The following is a 14,041-nucleotide window of genomic DNA, read 5'->3' as shown; positions in this document are numbered from 1 at the left end:
CGCCGTCACAACCAGCGCGGCACCGAGGGCAGCTTGCTTCCGGCGGTCGTCGAGAGGGCCTTCCCCCGCGAGCGGCCGAGCAACCACGCCGTCAGCTCGGCCGCCGGCCCACGCACCGGCTGTGCGACATCGGGGTCGCCGACCACCCATTCCATGGGCCGGTCGGTCGCGATCAGCCGCACCGACGGGCAGCCGGGCCGGCCGGCGATCACCCTGGACGCGTCGTTGAGGAGTGCCGCGAGCATCGGCGCCGGGAAGTCGCTGAACGACGCGCCGACGTCGAGGTCGACCGAGTGGATCCAGGTCTCCTTCGCCCGGATCCAGGGGATCTCGACGGCCGGGAACTCCCTGCCCCGCAGGTTCTCCACCGTCGCGGCCCACGCCTCGGCCGGCATCACGCGCACCGCCTGCGCGAGCCGGTCCGACGACGTGATCACGTCGTCGCACACCGCAGCCGGCGGTCGCGTCGCGCCTGCCTCGATGTCGGCGTCCCGCTGGTCAACGCTCTCGTACGCCGCCGTCCGGACACCGGTGCGGGCCCAGGTCAGCAGGTTGATCATGCTGTCGGCGCCGCGCGCGATGTGCGTGAGCACATGCGCCCGGCTCCATCCCGGCAGCAGCGACGGCGCGCCGAACGCGTCGCCGCCCATCCGCGTCATCAACCCGCGCAGGTGGGCTGCCCCGTCACCGGCCCACGCGAGCGAGTCGGCGAGCCGTTTGGCCCGTGCCGGATCGGCTTTGCCTGCTGAGACGTCGCTCAAGAGCTTTCCGCGCGACAGACGTTGCGCAGCTCACCCACCCCGGCCACCTTCGTGACGATCGTCGCGCCCTCGGTCAAGTAGCGCGGTGGTTTTCGGGCGTGGCCGACCCCACCGGGAGTTCCGGTCGCGATGATGTCGCCCGGGTTGAGCGTGATGATCGTCGACAGGTAGATGACGAGATCAACCGCGTTGAAAACCAGCTCGGCGGTGTTCGAGCTCTGCATCACCTCGCCGTCGAGCTCGCTGCTGATCGCCCAGCCGCCCTCGGGCAGCTCGTCGGGTGTGACGAGCCACGGGCCGAGCGGGGTCGACCGCTCGAACGTCTTACCCTGCAGGAACTGCGTCGTGCGGTTCTGCCAGTCGCGCACGCTCACGTCGTTCAGCACGGAGTAGCCGGCGATCGCGGCGCCGGCCTGCTCCGGCGTCGCGTGCCGCACCGGGCGGCCGATGACGACGACCAGCTCCGCCTCGTAGTCGATCTGCTTCGACTCGTTGGTCAGCAGGATCTCGTCGTTGGCCCCGACGAGAGCCGGCGCGAACTTCGCGAACAGCGTGGGGTGGTCCGGCAGGTCGCGACCCATCTCCAGGACGTGGTCGCGGTAGTTCAACCCGACGCAGATGATCTTCTCGGGGGAGGGCACGAGCGGCGCGTAGTCCAAGCCCTCCACCGGGTGCGACGGGCCTGCGGCCGCGGCCGCGTGCGCTGGCCAGTCGGAGCGATCGAGCAGGGCCCGCACGTCGGCGTCCCCCGTCTCGACGGCGGTACCAGCGCCGAGGTCGACCCGCACCGCCCTCGTACCGGTCGCCGTCCGGATGGTCGCCAGCCTCATCGGTTCTCCTCGCTCGTCACGGTCGGCAGTGTGCTCGACCGGGTGGTCGCCCCGCATCTCGGGGCGGTGCGATCCCGGTCGGGCTCAGATCTCTCCGCCGGACGCGCCGGCGGAGCTCCCGGTGCGCACCGGGAGATCGTCGAACACCGCGGGCGGCTCCCTCCACAGGCCGTCCTCGCCGGCCTGTGCCGCGCGGATCGCCGACCACACCCGCTGCGGCGAGCACGGCATGTCGACGTGGCGCACCCCGAACGGCCGCAGCGCGTCGACGACGGCGTTCTGCACAGCCGGGGTCGACCCGACCGAGGCCGACTCGCCGATGCCTTTCGCCCCGATCGGGTTCAGCGGTGTGGGGGTCTCGGTGTTGGCGGTCTCGTACCAGAAGAGGTCCGCGGCGCTCGGCATCCGGTAGTCGGCGAGCGTCGCGGTGAGCGGCTGCCCCTCGGGGTCGAACACGACCTCCTCGTAGAGCGCCTGCGCGACGCCTTGCGCCAGGCCGCCGTGCTGCTGACCGGCGACGAGCAGCGGGTTGAGGACGCGCCCGCAGTCGTCCACGGCGATGTGCCGCAGCGGCACAACCTTCCCGGTCTCGATATCGACCTCGACCACGGAGATGTGTGCGCCGAACGGGAACGTGGCATCGCTCTGGCGGAAGTCGAGGCCGGCGCTGAGCTCGTCGCCGTTGCTCGCGACCTGCACCCACGACAGCGTCACCGCCGGGACGCCCGCCACGCCGAACGCGCCGTCGTCGGTCAACTCGACGTCCTCGACGGCCGCCTCCAGCATCTCCGCCGCCCGGCGCCGCGCCTGCTCGAGCACGTCGTCGGCGGCAGCGCGGACGGCGTTGCCGCCCATCTGCAGCGACCGGGACCCGCCGGTCCCGCCGCCCCGCGGCACAACCGCGGTGTCCGACTGCACGAAGTGGATCTTCTCGATCGGGATGCCCAGCCGGTCGCTCGCGAGCATCGCGAACGCCGTGGCGTGCCCCTGTCCGTGACCCGAGGTGCCGGCGGAGATCGTGGCCGAGCCGTCCGCGTGGACCGTGACCGAGCCGTACTCGGTGCCGCCGCCACCGGCGGTGATCTCGACGTAGACGGCGATGCCGATGCCGAGCTGCACGGTGTCACCCTGCTCGCGGCGGCGGGCCTGCTCCTCGCGGAGCTTGTCGTAGTCCGCGATGCGCATCGCCTCGCGGAGCGGCAGGTCGTAGTCGCCGACGTCGTAGGTGGCACCGGACAGCGTGGTGAACGGGAACGCCGTCGGCTGGATGAAGTTGCGCCTGCGCAGCTCGACCGGGTCGATGTCCAGTTCCGCCGCAGCGATGTCCATGATCCGTTCGAGGTGCGCGGTGGCCTCGGGGCGGCCCGCGCCACGGAACGCGCCCATCGGCGTGGTGTTGGTCAGCGCGACAGCGGCGTCGAAACCGATCTTCGGGATGTCGTAGACACCCTGCGCCATGACGTAGGTCGAGACATCGACGAGCTTGCCGCCGAACCCCGCGTACGCGCCCGAGTCGCCGACGACCCGCGCCCGCATCCCGGTGATCGCGCCGTCGCGGGTGAGGCCGAGCTCGTAGTACGCGACCTGGCCACGGCCGTGCGGCATCGAGACGAGGTTCTCCGACCGGCTCTCGACCCACGTGACCGGTCGGCCCAGCGCCCGCGCGACGCCGACCGCGGCAGTGTGCTCGGCAAGCATGCCGGCCTTGCCACCGAACCCGCCCCCGACGTGCGGAGCGATCACGCGGACGTCGTCGCGCTCGATGCCGAAGAGGCTCGCGGCCTGGGCCTGGAAGGCGTGCGGCATCTGGGTGGACACCCAGATGGTGAGCCCACCGGACTCCTCGGGCCGCACGGCGATCGCGTTGCCCTCCATCGGCATCACCGCGACACGCTGGTTGACCATCCGCGCCCGCACGACGACCTCGGCGTCGCCGAGCGCATCCACATCGGACCGCTCCCCGCTCGCGAGGTTGGTGCCCAGTTCGGGGAACTGCAGTGGCGCATCCGGCGCCAGCGCCTCCTCCATGTCGACAACCGCCGGCAGCGGGTCGTAGTCGACCTCGACCAGCTCGGCGGCATCCACGGCGGCGGCCTTGGACTCCGCGACGATCACGGCCACTGCCTCGCCGACGAACCGAACCCGGTCGGTCGCGAGCGGAGGTCGCGGGACGTTCTCGTTGACGACCATCAGGCCGTGGTGGGCCGGCAGGTCGAGTTCGGCCGCGGTATGGACGGCAACGACACCGGGCGCGGCAGCAGCCTCCGCCGTGTCGATGCCGGTGACCCGGGCATGCGCGAACGGGGAACGGACGAACGCGAGGTGCAGCACGCCCTCGAGCGAGAGATTGCCGACGAAGGTGCTCGCACCGGTGATCAGGTCGCGGTCTTCGACACGGCGGACGGAGGTACCGAGGATCGATCCAGGCATGTTCCGACCCTACGTCCTCAGTCATCCGACGTCTCGCCACGAGTTGACGAGAGCCGCGCGGAAGGACAGGGTCCTTGCCGGAGACCACGCGCGGACGGCCCGGCCGGACCACGCGTTCCCCGGGAGGTCGGACTGGTCGGGGGCCGGTCCGGCCTCCCGACCATTCCGGCTGGCTTGCCGCGAGCGGCCCGAGCAGGCGGGCGGGCCCGCGGGAGCGGTACCGTCCGAGCGTGCCGTTCCACCACACGGATGTCCTCCCGCTCGGCCCCGACAACACCGAGTACCGCCGCCTCGACCTCGCCCCGGGCGCGGTCGTCGAGGCAGCCGGCCGCCGGTTCCTCCAGATCGATCCCGCGACGATCACCTCGCTGGTCCGCGAGGCCGTGCACGACATCCAGCACATGCTGCGCCCGTCGCACCTCGCCCAGCTGCGCGCGATCATCGACGACCCGGAGGCGTCCGCGAACGACCGGTTCGTCGCGACGGACCTGCTGCGCAACGCCTGCGTCTCCGCCGGTGGGGTGCTGCCGATGTGCCAGGACACCGGCACCGCGATCGTGGTGGGCAAGCGCACCGAGACGGTGCTGACCGGTGGCACCGACGAGGAGTCGATCTCCCGCGGGATCTTCGAGGCGTACGACTCGCTCAACCTGCGCTACTCGCAGATGGCGCCGACGTCGTTCTGGGACGAGCGCAACACCGGCACGAACCTCCCGGCGCAGGTGGAGCTCTACTCCGTGCCCGGGCAGGAGCCGAAGTACGAGTTCCTGGTCATGGCCAAAGGCGGCGGTTCGGCGAACAAGACCTTCCTCTACCAGGAGACGAAGGCGCTGCTGAACCCGAAGAAGCTGGCGTCGTTCCTCGACGAGAAGCTGCGCTCGCTGGGCACCGCGGCCTGCCCGCCCTACCACCTGGCGATCGTGGTCGGCGGGATGTCGGCGGAGTACACGCTCAAGGTCGCGAAGCTGGCGTCCGCCCGGTACCTCGACACACTCCCGGAGGCGGGTTCCGAGCTGGGGCACGCGTTCCGCGACCGCGATCTCGAGCAGCAGGTGCTGGAGCTGACGCGCCAGTTCGGCATCGGCGCGCAGTTCGGCGGCAAGTACTTCTGCCACGACGTGCGAGTGATCCGACTGCCTCGCCACGGCGCCTCGCTGCCCGTCGGCATCGCGGTCTCGTGCTCTGCCGACCGGCAGGCCAAGGCCAAGATCACCGCCGAGGGTGTCTTCCTCGAGCAGCTCGAGCGCGACCCCGCCCGCTTCCTGCCGGAGACCACCTCGGAGGACCTCCCGGAGGAGGTCGTGCAGGTCGACCTGAACCGGCCGATGGACGAGATCCGGGCCCAGCTCTCGGCGCTGCCGGTGAAGACGAGGGTCTCGCTGACCGGGCCGCTCGTGGTCGCCCGCGACATCGCCCACGCGAAGATCGCGGAGCGGCTGGAGGCCGGCGAGCCGATGCCGCAGTACCTGCGTGAACACCCCGTCTACTACGCCGGCCCGGCCAAGACGCCCGCCGGGTACGCCTCGGGCTCATTCGGCCCGACGACGGCAGGGCGGATGGACTCCTACGTCGAGCAGTTCCAAGCGGCCGGCGGCTCGCTCGTGATGCTCGCCAAGGGCAACCGCTCGAAGCAGGTCACCACGTCGTGCGCAACTTACGGCGGCTTCTACCTCGGCTCGATCGGCGGGCCCGCCGCCCGGCTCGCCCAGGACTGCATCCGCAAGGTCGAGGTGCTCGAGTACCCCGAGCTCGGCATGGAGGCGGTCTGGAAGATCGAGGTCGCCGACTTCCCCGCCTTCGTCGTGGTCGACGACAAGGGCAACGACTTCTTCGCCGGTGTCAGCGAGCCGACGCTGCAGGTGAGCTTCCGCCGCTGACCCCCGAGGGTCGAGCTCAGCCAGGCACAGCTCAGCGCAGGCGGCGAGGGCCGCCGTCGTCGCGGGTCGGTGGCGGGCCCAGCGCAACACGCGCTCCGGTGACGTAAACACCCTCCGCGGAGGCCAGCACCGGGTCGAGGGCGAGCGAGCGGACCTCCGGCAGATCCTCCGCGATCTTGCCGACCCGCAGCACCAGCTCCTCCAGCGCGTCGAGCCTGGTCGGCTCGGCGCCCCGATAACCGGCCAGCAGTGGGGCCGCGCGCGGCGCCCTGACCAGCGCGGCTGCATCCTGGTCGGACACCGGGACGACGCGGAACGCGCGGTCGCCCAGCAGCTCCGTCGCCACACCGGACAGACCGAACGACAGCAGCGAGCCGAACGATGGGTCGTCGACGATCTCCAGCACGCACGACACCCCTCTGGGGACCATGCGCTGGACGTAGACCTCGGTGCTGCCCGTCAACCTGGCGATGTCGGCGTGGGCGCGCTCGACCTCAGCGGGCCCGGCGACATCGAGCCGGACACCGACGAGGTCGCTGCGGTGGCGCCACCGGTCGCCGACCGCCTTCACCGCCACCGGGTATCCCAGCTCGGTCGCGGCGGCCACGGCTGACTCGGCCGAGCCGACCTGCCGGAACTCGGCGACAGGGATGCCATAGCAGGCGAGCAGATCCAGGATCTCGGCGTCGGTGAGCGAACGTCGTTGCGTGATGCCCATCGCTGCGACGAGCGAGCGGGCCCGCTCGGTGTCGACGCCCTCGGGGGTGACGAACTCCCCCATCGGGCGGGAACGCCAACGTGCGTACCGGCTCACCCTGGCCAGCGCCGCGGCGGCCCGTTCGGGGCTCGGGTAGCTGGGCACAGATCCGTGGCCGGGCGACCCGTCGCCGGCCGGCACCGCCAGCTCCGCCGGCACCCCCTCCGCCGCGAGGAACACTGCGACGATCGGCTTCGCCGACTCCGCGGCCGACTCACGCAACGCGCGGGCGTACGCCGCTCCGGGTGTCGCGACCGGCGGCACGAACACCGTGACCAGTGCGTCGGTCGACTCCTCCGCGACCGCCTTGCCGACCGCCGTCGCGAACTCCTCCGGCGTGGCCGCGGCGCCGACGTCGACCGGTTTGCCGGCGAGCTCCATCCCCTCGTCGAGCAGCGCATCGGCCACCAGCAACCCGAGCGCGCTGGAGTTGCCGACGACCGCGACGCGCGGGCCGGCCGGCAGCGGCTGGGTGGACAGCAGCAACGCGGTGTCGAACAGCTCGGAGAGCGTGTCGACCCTGATCACACCGGCCTGTTCGAAGAGCGCGCGCACGCTCGCGTCGTCGATCGGGGCAGCGCTGGCGGCGAGCGCTGACGTGGGGCCGGAGTGCCGACCGCTCTTCACCGCCACGATCGGTTTGGTCCGGGCCAGGCGCCGGGCGAGGCGGGCGAACTTGCGCGGGTTGCCGAAAGTCTCCAGGTAGAGCAGCACGACATCGGTGCCGCTGTCGGTCTGCCAGTACTGCAAGAGGTCGTTGCCCGAGACGTCGGCCCGGTTGCCGGCGGAGACGAACGTCGAGAGCCCCAGACCCCGCTCCTTCGCCGCGGCCAGGATGGCGATGCCCAGCGCACCGGACTGGGAGAAGAACCCGACGCGGCCACGCGCTGGCACCTCCGGGGCGAGTGTGGCGTTGAGCCGTACGTCGGGTGCGGTGTTGACCACCCCGAGCGCATTGGGCCCGACCACGCGCATCCCGTGCGACCTCGCCTCGCTCACCAGCCTGCGTTCAGCGACCGTCCCGCCCTCCCCCGCGTCGGCGAAGCCCGCGCTGACGACGACCAGCGCCTTCACCCCCTTCTCCAGGCACGAGTCCATGACGTCGTCGATGCCGGCGGCGGGCACCGCGACGACGGCGAGGTCGACCTCGTCGGGGATCTCGGTGACCGACGCGTAGGCCCGCACGCCCCGGACCGATCGGGCATCGGGGTTGACCGGGAACACCGGTCCGGTGAAGTTGCCGCGCAGCAGGTTCGCCAGCACCGCGTGGCCGATCTTGGACGGATCGGTGGACGCCCCGATCACCGCGACCGACGACGGGTGCAGCACGTTGTGCACGCTGCGTGCCTCCGCGCGCTGCTCGCGGGAGTCGCGGACGACGAGCGAGCGCTCGGTGGGGTCGACGTCGAACTCCAGGTGCAGGACACCTTCGGCGAACGCCCTGCTCACCTGGTAGCCGGCCTGCCGGAACACCCGCACCATCTGGTGGTTCTCGACCAGCACCTCGGCCTCGAACCGGCGGACGCCGTTCTCCCGCGCGGCGGCCGCGAGGTGCTCCAGCAGGATCGAGCCCAATCCCCTGCCCTGGTGCTCGTCGCGGGCCACGAACGCGACCTCGGCGGACTCCGGGACCGACCCAGCCGGCGCGCCCTGCGGCAGGAGTCCCTCGTACCGGCCGACGGCGATGATCTCGTCGCCGAGCAGGCACACGAACGCGACCCGCGCGTGGTGGTCGACGGTCGTGAACCGCTCGAGATCACGCGGCGGGATGCGTGGGTAGGGCCCGAAGAACCGCAGGTATCGCGTGCGTTCGGACAGGCTGGCGTGGAACCGGAGCAGCGCGTCGCCGTCGCTCGGGAGGATCGGGCGCAGGTGCACGACACCGCCGTCGGAGGCGACGATGTCGGCCTCCCAGTGCCGCGGGTACGCCGCGACCGGCGGGTCGGCGCTCGGCTGGTCGGCGCTCGGCTGGTCGACGCTCGGCTGCTCGTCCATGGCTGGTTCCGGCTCCCCGGTCAGTCGCGCGGATCGTCGGGGTCGAGCCCGTGGAGCGGGAAGACCGCACGCCGCGTCTCCAGCACGGCAGTGTCGACGCGGTCGGCTCCCTCGCTCCACGGCTGGTGGCTGGGGTCGCGGCCGTCGGTCATCGACGTGGGCAGCACCTGGCCGGTGAGCCCCGCCGTGTGTGCGACCCATCCGGCGGGAAGCGGCCGGTTCGGCTCGATGTCGCGGTCGAGCACGGTCGCAACCAGATGGGTCCAGGAGCGCGGCACCACCCGGAACAGGCCGTATCCGCCGCCGCCGACGGCCAACCACTTGCCACCCGCGGTGTGTTCGGCCAGCTCGCGCAGCGCCCGGTAGATCGCGCGGTGGCCGTCGACCGAGAGTCCCAGGCTGGCCAGCGGGTCCTCCGCGTGCGTGTCGACCCCGCACTGGGTGACCAGCACCTGCGGCCGGAACGCCGTCAGCAGCGACGGCACGACGGCGTGGAACGCCCGCAACCAGCCCGCGTCGGGTGTGCCGGGCGGCAGCGGCACGTTCACGGCGTAGCCGGCGCCCGCGCCCGTGCCGTATTCGGCTGGCCACCCCGTGCCCGGCCACAGCGTCATCGGGTGCTGGTGCATCGAGATCGTGAGCACCCGCGGATCGCTGTAGAACGCCGCCTGCACGCCGTCGCCGTGGTGCACGTCGACGTCGATGTAGGCGATGCGCTCGAACCCGTTGTCGAGCAGCCAGGAGATCGCCACCGCGCAGTCGTTGTAGACGCAGAACCCGGCCGCGTGGTCGGCCATGGCGTGGTGCAGGCCACCGGCGATGTTGACCGCACGATCCGCTCGACCCTCGGCGATCTCCTTCGCCGCGAGAAGCGACCCGCCGCAGACGAGCGCGCTGGCCTCGTGCATGTGGAAGAAGATCGGGTTGTCCTCGGTGCCGAGGCCGTGGCCGACACCGAACGGGCTCTCCGGCGCCGACTTGACGGCCGAGATGTAGGAGGGCACGTGCACCCGCTGCACCTCTTCGTCGGGTGCCTGGGTGGGGACGAGCGGATCAACACCTTCGAGCACGCCCAGACCGGTGGCCAGGCGCATCGTGAGATCGAGCCGGACGGGATCGAGGGGATGGTCGTCGCCGAGGTCGTAGCCGAGGAAATCCGGTGTCCACACGACCGCCGATCGGGGGCTCATGTCCGGCGACCCTACGGGGTCGGGCCGGTGGACACCGGCCGCGCGGGATCGGCGACCCAGTTCGACCACGACCCCACGTACAGCGCCATCGGCGCCGTGGGCGGGCGGATCCCGGAGTACTCCGCGGCGAGCACCAGCGTGGCCGCGGTGACGCCGGAGCCGCAGTAGGCGCCCACCTCGGGCCCGGTGTCGTCGGGCGAACCCGGACCCTGGCCCAGACCGTGCTCGGCGAACAGCCCGGCCACCGCCTTCGGCTCGGCCCAGTGCCCGTCGGGCCCGGTGAGATCGGTGAAGGGCAAGTTGCGTGCGCCCGGCACGTGCCCGGCGACCGGGTCGATGGGCTCGGTCTCGCCCCGGTAGCGGGCTGCTGCCCTGGCGTCGAGCAGCACACCGCTGCGGGCGAGCCCGGCGGCGGACTCGGCGTCGAGCACCGGCATGCCACCCGGCCGCACCACGACGTCGCCCGCCGGCGGGCTCGACGGCTCCGCCGTGGTGGGCAGTCCCGCGGCGACCCAGCCGTCGAACCCGCCGTCGAGCACCAGCGCCTGATCGGGGGCGAGCCCGGCCCAGCGCAGCAGCCACCACGCGCGGGCGGCCGCGGAGCCGTTGCTGTCGTCGTACACGACGACCCGGCTGGTGCCCTGCACCCCCGCGCCGCGCAGGACGGCCTGCAGCGCCTCGGACTCGGGCAGCGGGTGCCGGCCGCCGGCGCCGGGCGTGCCCGCGAGCTCGGTGTCCAGGTCCACGAACACCGCTCCAGGAACGTGCGCGGTCTCGTGGTCGACTCGGCCGGGCGGCCCGCCGAGCCGGTAGCGGACATCAAGCACGACGAGCGGTTCCGGCGGGTTCGAACGATCGATTTCCGCAGCCAGATCCGCCGCGCCGATCAAGGGGCCGAGCGGGGGTGCCTTCCGAGTCGTCACCGGCACATCCTGCCGGGTATGGCGCGCGACCTGCGAGGTGTTCTCCGGATAGGATGGGGGCTTGACGAAAGGGCTGTACGCGTGAATGAGCTCATCGATACCACCGAGATGTACCTCCGGACGATTTACGAGCTGGAGGAAGAGGGTGTGGTACCCCTGCGCGCACGTATCGCGGAACGGCTCGGACAAAGCGGTCCGACCGTCAGCCAGACGGTGGCCAGGATGGAGCGCGACGGGCTGCTCGTCGTGGCCGGCGACCGCCACCTCGAGCTGACCGAGAGCGGCCGGGCCCGCGCTGTCTCCGTCATGCGCAAGCACCGGCTGGCGGAGCGGCTGCTCACCGATGTGATCGGGCTCGAGTGGGAGCTCGTACACGCCGAAGCGTGCCGCTGGGAGCACGTCATGAGCGACGCGGTGGAGCGCAAGCTCGTCCAGCTGCTCGACAACCCGACGATCTCGCCTTACGGCAACCCGATCCCCGGCCTCGACGAGCTCAGCCGCGCACCCGACGCCGGTCCGGGCGCCAGCGCCTCGGCGCCGCCGGCACTGGAGGTCGGCCTGCAGCGGCTCGACGAGTTCGCTCGTCGCGGCGGTGGCCGGGTGGAGGTGCGCCGCATCGCCGAGCACGTGCAGATGGACACCGAGCTGATGGCCGAGCTGAAGGGCGCGGGCATCGTCCCGGGCAGCGATGTCGAGGTCACCGCGATCGCCCGGTTCGGCGACGCCGTGCCGGTCGCCGCGCTCGACTCCGCCCTCGACTCCGCCGCCTCGGCGGTCGCACCGCTGATCGCACACGCCGTGCTGGTTCGCGCTCGCTGACCCGACCTTCCTCGGGGCCGTCGCCCGTCGCCTCGGCCACCTTCCTGTGTGGACCTCCGCCGGCCGTGAGACGGTAGTGGCACGTACCGTCGTCACGGAGGAGAGCCCAGCGTGAAGTTGCTCGTGACCGGCGGAGCCGGCTATGTGGGGAGCGTGTGCACCGCCCACCTCCTCGCAGCCGGCCACACCGTGACCGTCCTCGACGACCTCTCGACGGGGCACGCTGACGCCGTGCCGGAGGGCGCCGAACTCGTCAAGGGCGATCTCGCGGAGGCTTCGGACGAGCTGCTCGCCGACGGGTTCGACGGTGTGCTGCACTTCGCGGCGCGCTCGCTGGTCGGTGAATCGGTCGCGCATCCCGAGCGCTACTGGACCGGCAACGTCGTCGCGACCTTGCGGCTGCTCGAGGCGATCCGCCGACACGGGACGCCGCGGCTGGTCTTCTCCTCGACCGCCGCGACGTACGGGCAGCCCGAGCAGGTGCCGATCCGCGAGGACGCACCCACCCTGCCCACGAACCCCTACGGCGCCAGCAAGCTCGCGATCGACCACATGATCAGCTCGTACGCCGCGGCGCACGGGCTGGCCGCGGTGAGCCTGCGCTACTTCAACGTCGCGGGTGCGCATGGCCGGTTCGGCGAGCGCCACGCCGTGGAGACCCATCTCATCCCGCTCGTGCTGCAGGTCGCGGCGGGAAAGCGCGAGGCGGTGCAGATCTACGGGGACGACTGGCCCACACCGGACGGCACGTGCGTGCGCGACTACATCCACGTGGACGACCTCGCCGCCGCGCACCTCCTCGCGCTCGAAAAGGCCGCTGCGGGCGCCCACGCCGTGTACAACCTCGGCAGCGGCGCCGGCTTCTCGGTGCGTGAGGTGATCGACGCCTGCCGCACGGTGACCGGGCACCCGATCCCCGCGGTCGCGGCGCCCCGGCGCGAAGGCGATCCCGCCGTGCTGATCGCCTCCAGCGACGCCGCCATGGCCGAGCTCGGTTGGCGACCGGAACGCACGGAGATCACGACGATCGTCGGCGACGCCTGGCGCTTCACGCAGGAGCACAGCGCCTCCTGAACTCCACGCCGACCGCACGCCGATCATGACGTCGGCCCGGCGTGCTCGTCGCTCAGCAGCGCCCCGGCACACGCCCGCACGGCGGAGGGCCGCAATGCGGACTCGACCATCACCCGCAGGAACTGGGCGCGCGGGTACCCGGGCCACGCCGAATCCACCCGGTCGAGCGCGATCCTCGCGAGTGTGATGTCGCCGCGCAGCATCGCGGAGAACACGAGCAGCCCGGCCGGCTCGGCGGCCTCGGGATCGGGCATCTCCCTCGTCAGCGCCGCCCACAGCATCTCGACCACATCCGCGTCGTGGCCGAGGCAGCGCAGCACCGCCGCGTCGTACACCTCCGGCAGCATCAGCGCCGTGGCGAGCGCCAGCACCGTGTGATCATCGAGCACCGGCAGGGCACTCGCCGCGGCGCTCATCTCGGCGCTCATCTCGATGCTCATCGAATCCGCCTCGGCTGTCTCGGCCATCTCGGCGATCGCGGTGTCGAGCGCGGCGATGCCGATATCCGGGTCGATCACAGGCAGCACGATCGGCGAGCGATCGCCACCGGTGACGATGCCGGTGCCGGCGATCTCGGCGTCGGCGGCGTCGATCAGGAGCAGCTCGCGCCGCCGGATGCGGAGCGGGTCGGCCGGCTGGACGATGTGCTCCAACGCGGTCCGATCCGGATGGATGATCTTGTCGCGACCATCCACGGCGGCGGCGAACGGTGTGTCGGCCGGATCCGGGAGGACCCCGCCGCACCGGCACGGCCCGTAGCACCTCCACGGTGCGCCGATGCCGGTGTGCTGGACGTGGATCGCCAGGCGCACCTCGATGCCGAGGTCGTCGAGACGGCTGCGGACGTGGTCGACCAACCGACGGTGCGGCGGCGATCCGCGGCCCTCCGACGACACGACGACCACCGCGGCGCCGGCCGGCGAATCGTGCAGCATGCTGCACGCGACCTCGTCGGCGAGCTCGGAGTACTCAGGTGGCTCAGGCAGGTCGGCACGTGCGGTCAGCCCGATCCGGTTGCCGGAGCGCCCGCCGAAGGCGACGACGACAAGGGATTCGCTCGGGTGGTAGCCGAGCAGCATCGGGATGACGGCGGCGAGCTCGCCGGGATCTCGGAGCCGGGCCGTGACCGGCTCGCTCTCGGGTAACGGCGCTCCGCGCTCCGGTGCGCATCGACTGGTGATCTGGCCTGGGTGGCGGGGAGTGGGCATGCCGCAATCGTGGGGCGGGGGCGGAGAGGCGCGGGGGCATTGCTCCATTCGGGTGTGGACAAATCGTCTTGAGGGTGTGCAGGAGGGGGCCGATGTGGACAGCTGCCGGCAGTGACGGTCGAGACGGTGGTTCTGTCGTAGCCCACTGTTAATCTGCTCGGCTTGCCGGGCGCCGCC

At 71.9% G+C, this 14,041-nt stretch carries 10 protein-coding genes; 3 read left to right on the top strand and 7 right to left on the bottom strand.

The window, feature by feature from the left end; translation table 11 throughout:
• Positions 1-5: 5 nt before the first annotated feature.
• The 3 genes from LL648_RS26470 to LL648_RS26460 all read right to left on the bottom strand — a co-directional run bounded on the left by LL648_RS26470 (position 6) and on the right by LL648_RS26460 (position 4,021).
• Positions 6-761, bottom strand: a complete 756-nt coding sequence (locus LL648_RS26470; protein ID WP_232665438.1) for a maleylpyruvate isomerase family mycothiol-dependent enzyme — start codon at positions 759-761, stop codon at positions 6-8.
• The gene (locus tag LL648_RS26465) at positions 758-1,591 is read right to left on the bottom strand and encodes a fumarylacetoacetate hydrolase family protein (RefSeq protein ID WP_232665437.1); all 834 of its coding nucleotides are present in this window, start codon (positions 1,589-1,591) and stop codon (positions 758-760) included. The genes LL648_RS26470 and LL648_RS26465 overlap by 4 nt, the downstream gene beginning before the upstream one ends.
• An 84-nt stretch (positions 1,592-1,675) precedes the next feature.
• On the bottom strand, positions 1,676-4,021 hold the full coding sequence (locus tag LL648_RS26460) for a xanthine dehydrogenase family protein molybdopterin-binding subunit (protein WP_232665436.1): 2,346 nt from the start codon (positions 4,019-4,021) through the stop codon (positions 1,676-1,678).
• Positions 4,022-4,251: 230 nt separating this feature from the next.
• Between LL648_RS26460 and LL648_RS26455 the strand changes: the two genes are divergently transcribed.
• Entirely contained in the window at positions 4,252-5,898 is a 1,647-nt protein-coding gene (locus LL648_RS26455; protein ID WP_232665435.1) for a fumarate hydratase, read from the top strand.
• A gap of 31 nt (positions 5,899-5,929) precedes the next feature.
• Here LL648_RS26455 and LL648_RS26450 read toward each other — a convergent pair whose 3' ends face one another.
• From LL648_RS26450 to LL648_RS26440, 3 genes are read right to left on the bottom strand one after another with little or no spacing between them, the layout of a single operon-like run.
• On the bottom strand, positions 5,930-8,650 hold the full coding sequence (locus tag LL648_RS26450; RefSeq protein ID WP_232665434.1) for a bifunctional acetate--CoA ligase family protein/GNAT family N-acetyltransferase: 2,721 nt from the start codon (positions 8,648-8,650) through the stop codon (positions 5,930-5,932).
• A gap of 20 nt (positions 8,651-8,670) precedes the next feature.
• Positions 8,671-9,840, bottom strand: coding sequence for an acetoin utilization protein AcuC (locus LL648_RS26445; RefSeq protein WP_232665433.1), 1,170 nt, complete (start codon positions 9,838-9,840; stop codon positions 8,671-8,673).
• A gap of 11 nt (positions 9,841-9,851) precedes the next feature.
• The gene (locus LL648_RS26440) at positions 9,852-10,763 is read right to left on the bottom strand and encodes a sulfurtransferase (protein ID WP_232665432.1); all 912 of its coding nucleotides are present in this window, start codon (positions 10,761-10,763) and stop codon (positions 9,852-9,854) included.
• Positions 10,764-10,844: 81 nt separating this feature from the next.
• Here LL648_RS26440 and LL648_RS26435 point away from each other — a divergent pair, with 81 nt between their 5' ends.
• On the top strand, positions 10,845-11,582 hold the full coding sequence (locus LL648_RS26435) for a metal-dependent transcriptional regulator (RefSeq protein ID WP_232665431.1): 738 nt from the start codon (positions 10,845-10,847) through the stop codon (positions 11,580-11,582).
• Positions 11,583-11,693: 111 nt separating this feature from the next.
• Positions 11,694-12,656: a UDP-glucose 4-epimerase GalE gene (galE, locus tag LL648_RS26430; RefSeq protein ID WP_232665430.1), complete on the top strand. Its 963-nt coding sequence runs from the start codon at positions 11,694-11,696 to the stop codon at positions 12,654-12,656.
• A gap of 23 nt (positions 12,657-12,679) precedes the next feature.
• Here the strand turns inward: galE and LL648_RS26425 are convergent, their stop codons facing one another.
• Positions 12,680-13,864, bottom strand: coding sequence for a DUF4192 domain-containing protein (locus LL648_RS26425; RefSeq protein ID WP_232665429.1), 1,185 nt, complete (start codon positions 13,862-13,864; stop codon positions 12,680-12,682).
• Positions 13,865-14,041: the final 177 nt, after the last annotated feature.

The organism is Pseudonocardia sp. TRM90224 (genome assembly GCF_021245725.1).
Classification (GTDB): domain Bacteria; phylum Actinomycetota; class Actinomycetes; order Mycobacteriales; family Pseudonocardiaceae; genus Pseudonocardia.
The sequence above is the reverse complement of the archived record's forward strand: the minus strand, read 5'-3'. Positions and strand labels throughout refer to the sequence as shown.

What these genes read in the sequence shown, in the direction of transcription:
- LL648_RS26465 (WP_232665437.1), bottom strand. Translation starts at nt 1,591, where the DNA reads ATGAGGCTGGCGACCATCCGGACGGCGACCGGTACGAGGGCGGTGCGG.
- LL648_RS26425 (WP_232665429.1), bottom strand. Translation starts at nt 13,864, where the DNA reads ATGCCCACTCCCCGCCACCCAGGCCAGATCACCAGTCGATGCGCACCG.
- LL648_RS26450 (WP_232665434.1), bottom strand. Translation starts at nt 8,650, where the DNA reads ATGGACGAGCAGCCGAGCGTCGACCAGCCGAGCGCCGACCAGCCGAGC.
- LL648_RS26460 (WP_232665436.1), bottom strand. Translation starts at nt 4,021, where the DNA reads ATGCCTGGATCGATCCTCGGTACCTCCGTCCGCCGTGTCGAAGACCGC.
- LL648_RS26445 (WP_232665433.1), bottom strand. Translation starts at nt 9,840, where the DNA reads ATGAGCCCCCGATCGGCGGTCGTGTGGACACCGGATTTCCTCGGCTAC.